This is a genomic window from Janthinobacterium sp. 13, from assembly GCF_002749695.1.
GTDB classification, from domain to species: domain Bacteria; phylum Pseudomonadota; class Gammaproteobacteria; order Burkholderiales; family Burkholderiaceae_D; genus Janthinobacterium; species Janthinobacterium kumbetense.
The window spans coordinates 5,856,534-5,871,555 of record NZ_PEEQ01000001.1; the positions used below are offsets into that span (position 1 = coordinate 5,856,534).

Consider the following 15,022-nt stretch of genomic DNA (forward strand, 5'->3'; position numbering starts at 1 on the left):
TGTGTCGATGGGGTTGGAAACGCAATACTTTTGGAATGCCGCTAACGCGTGAAACCATATATTCAACTTACCATACGCACGAAGGCGTCCACGGCATCATGGGCGCTTGGCGAACAGTTCATCGACACGCTGGAGGAGCACGCCGGATTGCTCTTGCCTGAGCAGATATCGCATAATCCGGATAAATTTACCGAGTCTTACGCCGGAAAAATGGCGATGGAACAGCGCTGGGCAGCGCCTTGTACTTTGCGTTATGGCGGCGGCATGTTTGAAGTGGCGGAAGAATTCGCATGGCGACGAAAAAAAACCATCAAATCCACCGGCTATGTGAGCCACACAAAGCGTAATATTCGTGGCCAGATCGTGCCCGGTGGCGTGAGTTTCACGTCAGCGTATAGCCGGAACATCGATTTTCATGTGCTTTTCAAGCAGTGGTGCCATATCTTTCCGCCTCAGATCGCGATGCTGCATCCCTTTCTTTCCCTTGAATTGGCCAACCTTGAACGCTACGATAGTTTTCGCCTGGGATCGTTCAATGCGTCCCTCAGGCCGGATATTCCGGACGTAGCGTGGGCCATGTTCTATGGGCCGGATTTTTGCCAGCGCATCGATGTGGAGCGGCTGCTGGCCGCTGGATTTTTCGTGGAAAAGATGGGTGAGGGTATCCTGGTCAGGGTAACGGAACATATTGACGATGTTGAAAATGACTTCCCAATGTTTTTACGACGGCGCGCGGAACTCAAGGGCCTGTTTCCTGTCGGATTTTTCCTGGATAAGGAGTGAGCTGCAAGAGCCTGGAGCGATAGCTGCGATGCCTATGGCTTTGATGCCCGCCGCCTTCACACCGTGTTGCGCCTCAATCCCGCCTGCCGCACGAACACTTGCAGCGCGGCCATGGTTTGCTCGTGCAGCGCTTCCAGTTCCGCTTCCAGTGCTGGCGTGACGGCCAGGCTGCCATCCGCCTGCCGGCGCACGGGCAGGCCCAGCACTTGCGCCATTTCCACCGGGTAATTCGCGAAGTCGCCGTACGGGCGCTTGCCGTCGACGGACGGGGTGGGCCAACAGCCTTCGGCCAGGTAGTCTTCCGCCGCCGTGCCCAGCATTTCCAGCGGCAGCCACGACTGCTGGCGCAGCAGTTGCAGGTGCCGGGTGGTAAACGTGAACGGCGCCTTGCCGTCGGCATAGCTGCCCGGTTTCAGGTCGGCCATCTGCACGAAGTGGGGCAGCAACAGCGCCGCTTCCATCAGGCGCTGCGCGGCCAGGGGCGCGTCGCGGGTGCCGATGGCCTGCATGGCCAGTTGCAAGGTGTCGCCCTTGCCCAGCGGGTGCGCCGGATTGAGCATGGGCGCGCCGCTTTCCACGGGCGACCAGCCGATGTTGAAACGCCGTATCAACGCCAGGTGGTGCACATTGAGCACCTTGGGCAGCGGTGCGTCGAGGGTGGCCAGGATGCGCTGGCGCACGTCGCGCGGCAGGCCGCCGTCGGCCGCGCGCGCGAGCATGGGCGAGCACAGCAGGGTGCCGGCGAGGCGCAGCAGCTGGCGCCGCAGGGGCTGGACCAGGTCCGGCATCACGGCGCCGTCAAGTCCTGACGCTGGAATTCGATGCGGTTTTCTTGATAAGCCCACTTGGTGTAGGGGCCGAACACGCGCCGGTTTTCCTTGCTGTCGGCATTCGACACCTCGCGTTTCATGCGTCGCACGAGGGCGGGGTCCGTGAGCGGCGCCGTCGTGGCGGCAAACACGTCGTGCCGCACGCTCTGTTTCGCATCGGCGCCGCGCGAGATGATGGTGAGCTTGCGCGAGGCGGGATCGAAGTACACACGCATGGCGAAGGTATTCATGTCCTGCAGATACAGGCCGTCGTCGCGCTGCTGGGCATAGAAATAGTCGCCGCAGACGGCTTTCGGCTCGCGTTTCCACTCGCACGACAGGACGATCATCAGATGCTGGTCATCGAGTTGCTTGACTGAAATGCGTCCCTTGGAATAGCCCCAGGTGCTGGCCGGCACGGTCGCCGACGAGGCCAGGTTGTAGTCGCCCACGAGCTTGGTCAGGGGAGCTTGCGCCGAGGCGCCCGCGCAGAAAGTAAAGGCGGCGGCCGCAAGGGCGCCTGGTATCTTGGAAAAGGATGTCATGATGGCCATAAAGAAAAGTTGCCATATTATAGATGGCAACTTGCCAAGATGGCCGCGCGCTTGAACGCGCTGCTGGCCGTTACTTCAGCTTGCTTAATTCCGCCACGTCGATCTTGACGGTCTTGCCGTCAGTGGCGGCCACCAGGGTCAGGAAGTGGGGCGTTGCGTAGTGCGCCGTCAGGGCCGCCTTGTCGGTCCATTCTTCCAGCATGACGAAGCGCGTGGGAATCTTATTGTCGAGGTGCAATTCGTAACGCAGGCAGCCGCTTTCGGCGCGGCTCGGCGGCACGACGGCTTCCAGGGCGGCGCGCACGGCGTCGGTATGGTCGGCTTGGGCATCGATGGTGGCGACGACGGTCAGGGTCATGGTGGTCCTTGTGTAGTGATGGGGCGGATGCAGCTTAGCGCATCCTGGACTTTCATGCCTGCCATGTCCAGTCTGGCTGCGCCGAAACAGTTTCCGTCGCAGCCAGAAAATCCGCCGCCGCTTACGCTGCCTGCAGCGCGCCGATCTGTTCAAACGCGGCCGTCAACGCCTGCGCCCTGGCGGCGTCGCTGACCTTGACGCCTTCGGCGCGCACGATTTCGATCTGCGTGACGCCGAGGAAGCCGAAGAAGGCGCGCAGATGGCTTTCCTGGTGTTCCAGGGCGGCCATCGGCGTGTCGGCGCCGTAATAGCCGCCGCGCGTCGAGGCGATGATCACGCGCTTGCTGCCCAGCAAGCCTTCCGGGCCGTTGGCGCCATACTGGAACGTTTTGCCGGGCACGGCCAGCGCATCGAGCCACGATTTGAGCTGGCTGGGGATGGCGAAGTTGTACATGGGCGCGCCGATGACGATGACGTCGGCGGCCAGCACCTGCTCCAGCGCGCCGGACAAGGCGGCAGCGTCGGCGGCGCCGGGCGCGGCCGTAAATTGCGGCAACGGTTGCGCGGCCAGGTCGCGGTAGCGGGCGGTGGCGCCCGGCGCGGCCGCTTGCAGGCGGGCGACGATGGCGGCGGACAATTGGCGGCTGAGGGAATGCTCGCCGAGGATGCTCGAATCGATGTGCAGGATGTTCATGTGGGCCTTCTTGGGTGGTATGATCGGGTGGTATGTTTTTGTAACCGAGTTAAATATAGTGACTATCAAATGAACGCACAAGAAGGCACTTTTTCCACACTGGGGCACACGGATGTGACTATTGGCGATGCCGCCGCGCAAGGAGCGGAGCTGGAACGGCGCATGCGCGACGAGGGCGGCCATGCGGGCGTGGCCGATTCCTGCCGCCCGATCACGGATATCCTGACCCGCGTGGGCGACAAATGGAGCGTGATGGTGGTGATTTTGCTGGGCAATGGCACCAAGCGCTTCAACGAGATGCGCCGCCTGATCGGCGGCATCTCGCAGCGCATGCTGACCCTGACCCTGCGCGGGCTCGAGCGCGACGGCCTGGTGACGCGCACCGTGTTTCCCACCGTGCCGCCGCGCGTCGACTACGCCTTGACGGACCTGGGCCGCTCGCTGTTGATCCCCATCAGCGCGCTGGGCGCCTGGGCCCATGGCCACCGCGACGCCATCGATGCGGCGCGGCTGGCGTTTGATGCCCAGTTGCCGCCGGTCGATGATGCAGGGAAACTGTCCTCACCGCAGGAATTGAGGCGTTAAGGCAGTTCGATATCGACGGCTTGCTGGCTTTTTTTCAGGCTATCCTGCCACCAGCCATTGGCATAGGGGTTAGTCTGGCCGTTGGCATTGGCTTGGGCATAGATGTAGCGTATCCATTTGCTTTGCAACACATCTTTTTCTTCGCGCTGCTTGCGGTCCTCCGCCAGCCAGGCGCCTATCATGGGCGCCTTGCTCGCTTCCAGGGCAGCGTAGACGGCCGAGGAAACTTGCTTCATGGCTTGTTCGCGCTGTTCGCTGATGTCCTTGCCGGCCTGTGCCTTGGCCAGCTCCAGATCCCGCGTGCCCGCGACCAGTTCCCGTTTCGTCTTTTCCAGCTCTGTCATGGCATTGAACAGGAAGGTTGCCAACACAATGCCGAGCGCGGCCAGTACGGCGGCGACCGTGAGGGTGATGTACCACTTGTTTTGCAGTGCATGTACGGCTGTGTGCAGCGCGCTGTGTTGCTGTTGCAAGGCGACGATGTCTGGATCCAATTGTCCTCTCTGCGTGGATGGCCTTGGCAAGCGGAGGCAGGGCTGTGCGTGCCTGCCTGACGCCACCAAACCATTGGATCCGTGTCGAAGCCTGTGGTTCCTGCAAAGGACGGCTCGCTGGCGGCAATATGGCGCAGTATTGGCCCGCATCAACGGTGCTCCCTGTCGCCGTTGACGCGGATCAGGTTATCGCTTGCCTGATCGCCGCCAGCATGTCGGGCCGGTCGCCAGGCTGGTCGCCCAAAACGCACCAGCGACGCCACCTTGCTCGACGTGCGCCTGACGTGTCACCTGTCCAAGGGCGCGGCCGCTGTGGCGCAGGGTGCCGGCGGCGCGGTGGCCGCAGTCCAAATGGCGTGATGGCGTATCCGCGCCAGCCCTTTCCCGTTCTTTTAACTGCTTTGCATGTCTTGCCGGTAGCGCGCCGGCGGCAGTTCGAACTGGGTCTTGAAGAAGCGGGTGAACGCGCTTTGCGAGGAAAAGCCCAGGCGCTCGCTGATTTCCACCACGCTCAGGCTCGTTTCGCGCAGCAAACGGCGCGATTCGCGGCTCTTGGCGCGCAGTTCCAGCGCGCGGAACGACGTTTTCTCCTGCTGCAGCTGGCGCTGCAGGGTCCAGCGGTTCATCGCCAGGCCGTCGCACAGGGCCGGCAGCAGCGCGGCGCCATCGGCGTCGGCTTGCTGGCCCAGCAAATCGATGATGGCTTGCTCCACGCGGGCCGAAAACAGCTGCGCGCCCTGCAACTGCTGCAATTGTCCCTGCGCGTGCCGCAGCGCGTGCGGCGCCAGCATGGCGTTGAACTGGGCGAAAGGCCGGTCCAGCGCCGGCGCGTCAAACGTCAGCGTGTTGCGCGCCTGGCCGAAGGTGGCGGCGGCGCCGAAGCACTCGCCAATGGCTGGCGCGAACCACGGCGCCTTGCCCTGGAAGCCGGCATGGAAGGCCGTGGCTGCGCCATCGTCGTAGGCGCGCGCCACCAGCGACAGCATGCGGAAATTGGCCAGCGCCTGCATGGCGCCCCCCAGCGGGCAAAACTCGGACAGGTATTCGATCTCGATGCGCGTCCCATTCTCACTCATCAGCATGAAGTCGAATTCGCCGATCAGGCCCCGCAAGTGCAGCAGCTCGTGCAGGGCGCTGCGCAGGGTGGGGCGGTTGAAGCAGACGTGGGCGATGCCCGAGTAATGGGCGAACCAGTGCGTCACGTCGAGGTCGAGCAAGCCGCGGTGCTGCGGCAGCTGCTGGGCGTAGGCCGTCATGCGGCGGTGCCGCTCGGCGTTGATGCGTCCGCCCGGCTCCTCGAGCTGCGCCGGCGTGATGCCCGTCTGCCGGAAAAAGTCGGCGGGGTCGTGCCCATCGGCTTGCATGGCGCGCGCGCATTGCTGCGCGATCCGGTTCGAAACCGTGCGCGTATCGGGTTTGTGCAAGGGTGTCTCCTGCTTGTTGTAGTAATTTTTCACAAATATTAGCACTTTGTAGGAGATTGTTGGTTGTCGTGCCGTCTAACCAAAAATTGTTCTCGCGGGTATAAAACGCGTGCTGTGCGGTCAAGAAACTCACGCATTCTCACGCTATATTGTTTTCGGCCGGCCTTGCTGCCGCGCCTTGATACCTACAAAAACAGTCTTGGAGATAATGATGAATTGCACATTGAAACCGATGGCCCGCGTGGTCGCCGGCTGCATCGCCACGCTTGCCCTGGCCGCCTGCGGCAACGACACCGTCAGCGAGGAATACACGCAGCCCGTGTTCGGCGCCACCACCTATAGCCAGCTCAAGGTCGACGGCTATACCTTCAAGGACATGAACCGCAACGGCAAGATCGACCCGTACGAAGACTGGCGCCTGTCCGCCGAGGCGCGCGCCGACGATTTGCTGTCGCGCATGAGCCTCGACGAGAAGGCGGGCCTGATGATGCACGGCACGGCGCCCACCGTGTCCGACCCTTCCGGCATCGGCCTCGGCGGCGCGTATGACTTGACGGCCCTGCAAGACCTGATCGTCAAGCAGTACGTCAACACGTTCATCACGCGCATGGCGGGCGATACGGCCAACATGGCGTCCCAGTACAACAAGGTGCAGGAAATCAGCGAAACGTCGCGCCACGGCATTCCCGTGTCCATCAGCACGGACCCGCGCCACCATTTCCAGTACACGGTGGGCGCCAGCGCCGGCACCAAGGGATTTTCCCAGTGGCCGGAAACCCTGGGCCTGGCCGCCATCGGCGACGATGCGCTGGTGCGCCGCTTCGGCGACATCGCGCGCCAGGAATACCTGGCCGTCGGCATCACGCAAGCGCTGTCGCCGCAGGCGGACCTGGCCACCGAGCCGCGCTGGTCGCGCATCAACGGCACCTTCGGCGAAGATGCGGACCTGGCCAAGCGCATGGTGCAGCACTATATCGAAGGCTTCCAGGACGGCAATACGGGCTTGCATGACGGCAGCGTGGTGGCCGTCGTCAAGCACTGGGTCGGCTACGGCGCCACGAAAGAGGGTTTCGACGGCCACAATTACTATGGCCGCTACATGACTTATCCGGGCAACAACTTCGCCTACCACGTGAAGCCGTTCGAGGGCGCCTTCACGGCCAAGGCGGCCTCCGTCATGCCCACCTACGCGTTGCCGGATGGCAACATCACCATAGCCGGCATCACCCTGGAGCAGGTGGCGGCCGGTTTCAGCAAGACCATGCTGACGGACTTGCTGCGCGGTAAATACGGCTTCGAGGGCGTGATCCTGTCCGACTGGGGCATCACGTCCGACTGCGACGCCAATTGCCGCAACGGCACGCCGGTCGGCGTGGCGCCTTCCTTCATCGGCTTCGGCACGCCGTGGGGCATGGAAAACGCCACCAAGGCCGAGCGTTACGTGAAAGCCGTCACGGCCGGAATGGACCAGTTTGGCGGCGTGACGGAAGCGCCCTACCTGACGCAAGCCGTGCAGCGGGGCCAGTTGACGGAAGCGCGCATCAACGCGTCGGCGCGGCGCATCCTGATCCAGAAATTCAAGCAAGGCCTGTTCGAACACCCATTCGTCGATGCGGCCAAGGCGGCGACCACGGTGGGCAAGGCGGACTTCCTCGAGGCGGGCCTGGAAGCCCAGCGCCGCTCGCTGGTCTTGCTGGAAAACAAGGACAAGGTCTTGCCGCTGGCGGCCACCGTCAAGAAGGTCTACCTGTACGGCATCGATGCGGCCGTGGCGAAGCAGTATGGCTACACGGTGGTCGCCACGCCCCAGGAAGCGGACGTGGCCCTGCTGCGCGTGGCCGCGCCGTATGAAATCCTGCACCCGAACTACATCTTCGGCAGCATGCAGCACGAAGGACGTTTGAACTATGTCGATGGCGACGCCGACTACGAAGCCATCAAGAACGCGGCGAAGTTCGCGCCGAAGACGGTGGTGACCGTCTACCTGGACCGCCCGGCCATCCTTGGCAACGTGCAGGACAAGGCCAGCGCCATCCTCGCCAACTTTGGCGTCAGCGACGGCGCGCTGTTCGATGTCCTGACGGGCAAGGCCAAGCCGCAAGGCAAGCTGCCGTTCGAACTGCCGTCGTCGATGGCCGAAGTGCAGGTGCAGAAATCGGACGTGCCGTATGACACGGCCCATCCGCTGTACAAGTTCGGTTACGGCCTGGGATACTGACAACAGCTCCTGCTGTCAGCGCAGGGTAATCCAGCTGCGCTCCTGCACGGAGCGCAGCGCGGCGTCGATCAGCCGGTCCACCTCGTAGCCATCGCGGAAGGTGGGCCAGACCGGCTGGCCGCCGGCGATCGCCTGCAAAAAATCGCGCGCCTCGATGACGATCTGTTCGTTGTAACCGGTGCCGTGCCCCGCGCCCTGGCTGAACGCCAGGTAGTCGGGGTGGGCGGGTCCCATCAGCAGGCGCTGGAAACCCTGGCGTTGCGCGGGGCGGCTGGCGTCGTACAGCCACAGCGCATTCTGGTTTTCCTGATCAAACGCAATGGCGCCTTTCGTCCCCGTGATACGGTAGGTGTAGCCCATCTTGCGCCCGGCCGCCACGCGGCTGAAGGTCAGCGCGCCCAGCGCGCCGCTGGCAAAGCGCAGCATCAGATTCCCCTGGTCGTCGTTGTCCACCGCTTCCATGCCATGCGGGCCGTCGCGCCGCGCATGCACGGTATTCATGTCGGCCACTAGCGAGTCGACGGGGCCGCCCAGGCGCAGGGCCAGGTTGAGCAGGTGCGAACCCACGTCGGCCAGCGCGCCGGCGCGCGTTGCCGTGGCTTCCCGCGTGCGCCACGAGGCGGGCGCGCGCGGGTCGTGCAGGTAGTCTTCCACGTGCTCGGCGGCGACGTGGATGATGTCGCCGATTTCGCCCGATTCGATGATGTGCCGCGCCAGCTGGCTGGCGGGCGTGCGGATGTAGTTGTAGCCGACCATGTTGGCCACGCCCGCGCTTTCCGCCGCCTGCGCCAGCAGCAAGGATTCGGCGGCCGTCATGCCCAGCGGCTTTTCGCAAAACACGGGTTTGCCCAGGGCCAGCGCCGCCAGCACGATGTCCTTGTGCGTGGCGGGCGGCGTGGCGACGACGATGGCGTCGATGGCGGGGTCATTGACCAGTGCGCGCCAGTCGCCGGTGGACCTGTTCCAGCCCAGTTCCCGCGCGCTGCGCGCCGCGCCTTCTTCGCTGCTGGTGGCGATGCAGGCGCAGACGGGGTTGCGGGCCGTGGGAAAGATGCTGCCCACGGTCTTGTAGGCGATGGTGTGGGCCTTGCCCATGTAGCCGGCGCCGATCAGGCCGATGTGGATGTCTTGCATAGGGAGTCTCCGAGACGCGTAGGGGATTCAGGCTTGCTGGCGCCAGGCGTGGCTGTCCAGGGCGTCGAGGAAGCGGGCCGCGGGCCAGTCCTGCGCCAGCGCTTCGCGCATGAGCTGCTGCTGCGTGGGCGGCGCCATGCCGTCGATGGGCTGGTCGCGGTCCAGGTTGCTGGGGAAGGCATAGCCTTCGGCGCAGGCGGCGATCGCGTGGCCGACGCCAGCGTCATCCAGGGCACCCTGCGCGCGCAGCGCCTGCAAGGCGGGATATAGCGCGGCGCTCATGGCGCGGCGGTCCAGCGTTTCCATGGCGCGCCCGAACGGCGACGACACTTGCAGCAGCTTGGCCATGCGGCGGATGTCGGGCGAACGGTTATGCCCGGCCGCGTGGAACAGGGCGGGATTGAAGAAAACGGCGTCGCCTTTCGACAGCGGCAGCTGCACGCAATACCGGGCAAAATAGTCGCGGAACGGCCGCTGCTGCCACGCGAGAAAACCGGCCCGGTAGCGCTGGGAATAAGGCAGGTACAGGGTGGGACCGGATTCCAGCGGCATGTCGCAATGGGCGACGGCGCCCTGCAAGGTCAAGAGGGCAGACATCTGGTGCACGGGCGCGGGATAGGCGGCGCAGGCGGCGGCGCTCTGGAAGCCCAGGTGATAGTCGCGGTGCGGCGCCTGGGCGGCCCCGCCGGGATTGACGACGTTCACTTGCGCCGTCATCTGGTAGGCGGGACCCAGCCAGGCCTCGGATATCCAGGCGAAGACGGGATTGGCGTAGTAGCGCGCGAACGTTACGGGCGCGCGCAGGCAAAGCTTTTGCTGGGCGTTCCAGATGCGGTCATTCGCGCCCGGCCTGGCGAAATGGTCGCCTGCCGTCTGGCCGCTGGCATGCTGCCCGGCGATCAGGTCGCGGAACACGCGATTCGCCTGTTCCAGCGTCTCCATGTCGGTGACGGCCCGTTTGAGCACGATGACGCCGGGACCATCCATCAGCGCCTTGCCCCATTCGGCCTGCAGCGCGCGCAGCGAGGCCGGATTGGCAGCCAGTTCGCGCACGGCGTCGCAGTCGTAGACGAGGATATTTTCCTGCACCGCGGCGGCGTGCGGATAGTCGGCCAGCGCCGTGCGGCAACTGACGGTGCCGATGAAGTCTTGCAGGTCGCAGCTTTCCGGCGTCAGCCAATACGGGACGGGCGGCTGGGCGCCGGCGTTGGTGATGTGCATGCGGTGTCTCCTGATTATTTAAGTTGTAGAATCAGTATAGGGATGAAAATCCGCATTTTTCATCAGAAAATCCATCAAAAAACCATCAATCCGAAATGGAGAGCACGTGACGCATCCTTTCCCCGTCAAGGTCGTGGCGCTGCAGGCCGGCGTCAGCGTGGCCACGGTCGACCGCGTGATCAGGCAGCGCGGCGGCGTGCACGCCAATACGGTGCGCCGCGTGATGCAGGCGCTGGATGAACTGGCGCGGCAAAGCACGCAGGTGGGCCTGTCCGGCAGAAAATTCATGCTCGACGTGCTGATGGTGGCGCCGCGCCGCTTTACGGATGCCGTGCGCGCCGCGCTGGAGGCGGAGCTGCCGTCGCTGCATCCGGCCGTGCTGCGTTCGCGCTTTCACCTGCATGAAACCCTGGAAGTGGACGGCATCGTCGACCTGCTGGAACGCATCCGCAGGAACGGCAGCCACGGCGTGCTGCTCAAGGCGCCGGATGTGCCGCCAGTGGCCGAGGCGGTGAACCGGCTGGCGGCGGCCGGCATCCCCGTGGTGACCCTGGTGACGGACTTGCCGGCTTCCGCGCGCCGCAGCTATGTGGGCATGGATAACCGGGCGGCGGGCGAGACGGCCGCCTGCCTGGTCGGCCAGTGGCTGGGCAGCGTGAGAAAAAAACAGCAGGTGTTGGTGACCCTGAGCAGCAACCGCTTTCATGGCGAGGAAGAGCGCGAGATCGGCTTTCGCCGAGCGCTGCGCGAACGGCACCGGCATTTATCCATCGTCGAAGTGAGCGAAGGCCACGGCATCGACGGCGCCACGGGTGCGCTGGTGCGGCAGGCGCTGGCCGACCATCCGGGCATCGCCGCCGTGTATTCCATCGGCGGCGGGAATGCCGCCATCGTGCAGGCGTTCGCAAAAGCGGGCCGGCCTTGCCAGGTCTTCATCGGCCATGACCTCGACGCGGACAACCTGGCGCTGCTCAAGTCGGGCGCCATCCACGCCGTGCTGCACCACGACCTGGGCCAGGACATGCGCCGCGCCTGCCAGGAAATCCTGCGGGCGCAGGGCGCGCTGCCGGCATTGGCGCAGCCGGCCTGCCTGTCCGCCATCCAGATCGTCACGCCGTGGAACCTGCCCGCCCTGAATGGCCTGAATTGACAGGCATGCGAGGCTGGCCGATACTCGCCGCTTCGCTCATCGCTCACCTTCGAAGGAATCCCCCGATGTCCGTCATCCCGAAATTGCATCAGACCGTGCTTGCCGCCTTGCTCTCCACCGCGTTTGCCATGCCGGCCATGGCCGCCGCCCCCGCAGTTGCGGCAGCCGCCGCCCCATCGGCCTGGGTCGAGGCCAGCAACCGCAACGCGGCCATCGTGCTGGCGGCGCAGGCGCAGTTCTCGCCTGAAAACGCTTCCGACACGGGCCTGGCGCAGTACGATGGCCTGGCGGCCGACCTGGGACCGAAGATCACGGAACGCTATGTGGCAGCCATGCAGCAGGCGCGCGCCCAGCTGCAGCAGAAGCTGGCGGCGGAAAAGGATGAACGCATCCGCCAGGATCTGCAAATCCTGACGCAGGCCGTCGACCAGGAGATCGCCGGCGCCCTGCTGGAAGCCAAGTACGCCTTGCCGTGGGTTGATGTGCCGCAAATGGTCTTTGGCAGCATGCAAAGCCTGCTGCAGGAACAGCGCCCGGCCGCGCGCCGCGCCAAGGCACTGGAACGGCTGCAGCGCTATGTCGGGCAATACCCTGGCAGCACGCCGATCACGCAGCAGGCGAAGGCCCGCTTCACGGAGCAAATCGGCAAGCCCGGCCTGGCGGGACCCGTGCGCCTGCAGGTGGAGCAGTCGCTGGAAAACGTGCCGACGTATATCGCCGGCATCCGCAAGCTGTTTGCCGACATGCAGATCGCGGGCGCGGAAAGCGCGCTGGCGGCCATGGAGCAGCAGCTGACCGAGTATGCGGCCTGGGAAAAGCAGGTGGTGCTGCCCCTGTCGCGCACGGATTTCCGCATGGCGCCCGAGCTGTATGCGTTTCGCCTGAAGCAGGTGGGCATCGACATCGAGCCGCGCGCGCTGGTTGAACGGGCGCAGGTGGCTTACCTGGAAACGCGCGCCGCCATGCAGGCGCTGGCGCCCGTGGTGGCGGAGAGAATGTCGCTCAAGGGTGTCGACGGCAGCGATTACCGCCAGGTGCTGCGCGCGCTGAAAAGCGCGTCGATTCCCAACGAGCAGCTCGAAGCGCATTACCAGGGCGTCAATACGCAGCTTGAAGAACGCATCGCCCGGCAGCGCGTGGTCGATATTCCTGCGCGCGCCATGACCATGCGCCTGGCGTCCGCCGCCGAATCGGCGGCCCAGCCGGCGCCGCATATGCGTCCGCCTCCGCTGATCGGCAATACGGGAGAACACGGCCAGTTCGTCCTCCCCGTCAGCAATCCGGCCGCCAGCGGCAAGGGCGAGGCGTATGACGATTTCAATTTCGCGGGCGCCGCCTGGACCCTGAGCGCGCACGAGGGCCGTCCTGGCCACGAGCTGCAGTTCAGCGCCATGGTGGAGCGGGGCGTGTCGCAGGCGCGCAGCCTGTACGCGTTCAACAGCGTCAACGTGGAAGGCTGGGCGCTGTACGCGGAAGCGGAGATGATTCCCTACGAGCCGGCCGAAGGCCAGTTCATCGCGCTGCAGTTCCGCATGCTGCGCGCGGCGCGCGCCATGCTGGACCCGATGCTGAACCTGGGGCAGGTCACGCGCGAAGAGGCGGGCCGCATCCTGACGGACGAGGTGATGCTGTCGAAACCGATGGCGCGCCAGGAGCTGGACCGCTACACCTTCAATATGCCGGGCCAGGCGGGCAGCTATTTCTATGGCTACACGCGCATCCTGCAGCTGCGCGCGGAAACGGAGCTGGCGCTGGGAGACAGATTCGACCGCCTGGCCTTCAACAACTTCCTGCTGGGCCAAGGCTTGCTGCCGCCGGACTTGCTGGCCAGGGCCGTGCGCGAACACTTCATCCCCGCACAGAGAAAAGCCAGGGGCTGACGGCGGTCTCCTGCGCATGCCATACTGGCGCCCTTGAATGAAAACGTGAGAGTGGCAGGCATGTGGCGTGGGATCGTATGTGGTGTGCTGGCCGGCGCCTTTTGGGGCGCCGTTTTCATTGTGCCCGTCTTGCTGCCGGACTTTTCCCCGGTCGAGCTGATGGTGGGGCGCTACATCTGCTATGGCGCGCTGGCGGCCGGCCTGATGCTGCCGCGCCTTGTGCCCCTGCTGCGGCGCTTGCGGCGCAGCGACTGGCTGGCGATGCTGCGCCAGGCGCTGGCCGGCAATGTCGTGTATTACCTGCTGCTGGCCTACGGCGTCAAACTGGCCGGCGTGGCGCCCACTTCCCTGATCATCGGCTTGCTGCCCCTGAGCGTCACCATCCTGGGCCGCAAGGACCACGGCGCGCTGCCGCTGCGCCAGCTGGCCTGGCCGCTGCTGGTGGTAGCGCTGGGCATCGCCTGTATCAATGTCGATATCTTCAGCCATGCAGGCGGCGCGGGCGGCGCCGGTCTGGCGCACAAGCTGGCCGGCGTGCTGTGCGCCGTTGGCGCGCTCGCCTGCTGGACCTGGTATGCGCTCGACAATGCCCGTTTCCTCAAGCGCCACGCGCATTTCAGTTCCGTGGAATGGGCCATGCTGTATGGCCTGGCCAGCGGCGTCATCGCCCTGGCCGTTGGCGCCGCGATGCTGGCGCTGCAGCAGGCAGGCGGCGCCGACGACGCGCCGGCGCGCGACTGGCACCGCTACTGGATCGTGTGTTTGCTGCTGGCGCTGGGCGCTTCCGTGATCGGCAATTACCTGTGGAACCTGGCGTCGCGCCTGGTGCCGGTCACCTTGTCGGGCCAGCTGATCCTGTCGGAGACCCTGTTCGCGCTGCTGTACGGCTTCGTCTACGCGCAGCGCATGCCGCGGCCCCTGGAATGGGCCGCCATGGTCTTGCTGACGGCGGGCGTGCTGTGGTCCGTGCGGCGGCATGCGCAGGAGGAGGGAGCAGGGCAGGAGGCAGGACGGACGTAGCGAAAAATACATCGTTGCCGGCCTGCCGTTTGCAGTGGCCGGGCCGTATAATTACGCTAATTTTCCGCCCACCCAGGGAGTTCCGCTTGCAGCTACCGATCCGTTATCCGAACATGCCGCAACTGCTGCTGAAGGCCCGCGACAGCCTGCTGCAGCATTTCCGCCCCATCCTCAACCACTTCGGCGTGACGGAGCAGCAGTGGCGCATCATGCGCGCGCTGAACGAAAGCCCGACCCTGGAACCGCGCGAACTGTGCGAGATCTGCCAGATTTCCAGCCCCAGCATGAGCGGCATCCTGGCGCGCATGGAAGAAATCGGCTTGATCGGGCGCAGCAAGTTCGAAGGCGACCAGCGCCGCCGCAAGGTGCACCTGTCGGAAGCGGGCGCCAGCCTGCTGCTGCAGATGGGCAAGCTGATCGACCTGCAATATGAACACCTGGAAGCGGCCTACGGCAAGCAAGTGTTCGAAGACATGCGCCGCACCCTGGAAGCTTTCATTGCCCTCGAAACCCTGCCGGTGGCGCCCGCCATCCTGCGCTGACCGTCCCGCTTTCCCCGTTTTCCCGCCTGCCTGATTAGCCACCGGGCGCGTGTTTTTCGACACGCGCCGCCGCTGCTTTCCCCATGCCTGTTCCGCGTATTTCCCCATCCTGCCGGGCGTGCGCCCGCATGCCTGCCGGTTTTGCTATAAGACACA

15 protein-coding genes are annotated in these 15,022 nt (G+C 64.9%); 7 read left to right on the forward strand and 8 right to left on the reverse strand.

Annotated features, from left to right (window positions below):
- The first annotated feature begins 48 nt into the window (after positions 1-48).
- The gene (locus tag CLU94_RS25685) at positions 49-783 is read left to right on the forward strand and encodes a hypothetical protein (RefSeq protein ID WP_099667734.1); all 735 of its coding nucleotides are present in this window, start codon (positions 49-51) and stop codon (positions 781-783) included.
- A 56-nt stretch (positions 784-839) separates the two neighbouring features.
- Here the strand turns inward: CLU94_RS25685 and CLU94_RS25690 are convergent, their stop codons facing one another.
- From CLU94_RS25690 to CLU94_RS25705, 4 genes are all read right to left on the reverse strand, one after another.
- Positions 840-1,571: a hypothetical protein gene (locus CLU94_RS25690; protein ID WP_099667735.1), complete on the reverse strand. Its 732-nt coding sequence runs from the start codon at positions 1,569-1,571 to the stop codon at positions 840-842.
- The gene (locus tag CLU94_RS25695; RefSeq protein ID WP_099668498.1) at positions 1,571-2,137 is read right to left on the reverse strand and encodes a hypothetical protein; all 567 of its coding nucleotides are present in this window, start codon (positions 2,135-2,137) and stop codon (positions 1,571-1,573) included. Before CLU94_RS25695 ends, CLU94_RS25690 begins: the two co-directional genes overlap by 1 nt.
- 79 nt (positions 2,138-2,216) lie before the next feature.
- Positions 2,217-2,504, reverse strand: coding sequence for a putative quinol monooxygenase (locus tag CLU94_RS25700; protein WP_099667736.1), 288 nt, complete (start codon positions 2,502-2,504; stop codon positions 2,217-2,219).
- Between the two features lie 121 nt (positions 2,505-2,625).
- On the reverse strand, positions 2,626-3,198 hold the full coding sequence (locus tag CLU94_RS25705; RefSeq protein ID WP_099667737.1) for an FMN-dependent NADH-azoreductase: 573 nt from the start codon (positions 3,196-3,198) through the stop codon (positions 2,626-2,628).
- 162 nt (positions 3,199-3,360) lie between these two features.
- Here CLU94_RS25705 and CLU94_RS25710 point away from each other — a divergent pair, with 162 nt between their 5' ends.
- Positions 3,361-3,783 carry a winged helix-turn-helix transcriptional regulator gene (locus tag CLU94_RS25710; protein WP_099667738.1) on the forward strand — a complete coding sequence of 141 codons (423 nt, stop codon included), beginning with the start codon at positions 3,361-3,363 and terminating at the stop codon, positions 3,781-3,783.
- Here the strand turns inward: CLU94_RS25710 and CLU94_RS25715 are convergent.
- Both CLU94_RS25715 and CLU94_RS25720 read right to left on the reverse strand, forming a co-directional pair.
- Entirely contained in the window at positions 3,780-4,277 is a 498-nt protein-coding gene (locus tag CLU94_RS25715) for a hypothetical protein (protein WP_099667739.1), read from the reverse strand. The genes CLU94_RS25710 and CLU94_RS25715 overlap by 4 nt on opposite strands.
- A gap of 392 nt (positions 4,278-4,669) precedes the next feature.
- On the reverse strand, positions 4,670-5,701 hold the full coding sequence (locus CLU94_RS25720) for a helix-turn-helix transcriptional regulator (protein WP_099667740.1): 1,032 nt from the start codon (positions 5,699-5,701) through the stop codon (positions 4,670-4,672).
- A 208-nt stretch (positions 5,702-5,909) separates the two neighbouring features.
- Here CLU94_RS25720 and CLU94_RS25725 point away from each other — a divergent pair, with 208 nt between their 5' ends.
- Entirely contained in the window at positions 5,910-7,919 is a 2,010-nt protein-coding gene (locus tag CLU94_RS25725) for a glycoside hydrolase family 3 protein (protein WP_099667741.1), read from the forward strand.
- Between the two features lie 15 nt (positions 7,920-7,934).
- On the opposite strand, the gene CLU94_RS25730 is transcribed toward CLU94_RS25725, so the two are convergent.
- Positions 7,935-9,053: a Gfo/Idh/MocA family protein gene (locus CLU94_RS25730; RefSeq protein ID WP_099667742.1), complete on the reverse strand. Its 1,119-nt coding sequence runs from the start codon at positions 9,051-9,053 to the stop codon at positions 7,935-7,937.
- 27 nt (positions 9,054-9,080) lie between these two features.
- On the reverse strand, positions 9,081-10,274 hold the full coding sequence (locus tag CLU94_RS25735; RefSeq protein WP_099667743.1) for a phytanoyl-CoA dioxygenase family protein: 1,194 nt from the start codon (positions 10,272-10,274) through the stop codon (positions 9,081-9,083).
- Between the two features lie 106 nt (positions 10,275-10,380).
- Between CLU94_RS25735 and CLU94_RS25740 the strand changes: the two genes are divergently transcribed.
- The 4 genes from CLU94_RS25740 to hpaR all read left to right on the forward strand — a co-directional run bounded on the left by CLU94_RS25740 (position 10,381) and on the right by hpaR (position 14,866).
- Complete coding sequence (locus CLU94_RS25740) at positions 10,381-11,424, forward strand: LacI family DNA-binding transcriptional regulator (protein ID WP_099667744.1); 1,044 nt, start codon at positions 10,381-10,383, stop codon at positions 11,422-11,424.
- Between the two features lie 65 nt (positions 11,425-11,489).
- The gene (locus tag CLU94_RS25745) at positions 11,490-13,304 is read left to right on the forward strand and encodes a DUF885 domain-containing protein (protein ID WP_099667745.1); all 1,815 of its coding nucleotides are present in this window, start codon (positions 11,490-11,492) and stop codon (positions 13,302-13,304) included.
- Between the two features lie 60 nt (positions 13,305-13,364).
- Positions 13,365-14,324: a DMT family transporter gene (locus tag CLU94_RS25750; RefSeq protein ID WP_099667746.1), complete on the forward strand. Its 960-nt coding sequence runs from the start codon at positions 13,365-13,367 to the stop codon at positions 14,322-14,324.
- An 86-nt stretch (positions 14,325-14,410) separates the two neighbouring features.
- A complete protein-coding gene (hpaR, locus tag CLU94_RS25755; protein WP_251348489.1) occupies positions 14,411-14,866 on the forward strand; it encodes a homoprotocatechuate degradation operon regulator HpaR in 456 nt (151 codons plus the stop codon).
- Positions 14,867-15,022 lie beyond the last annotated feature (156 nt).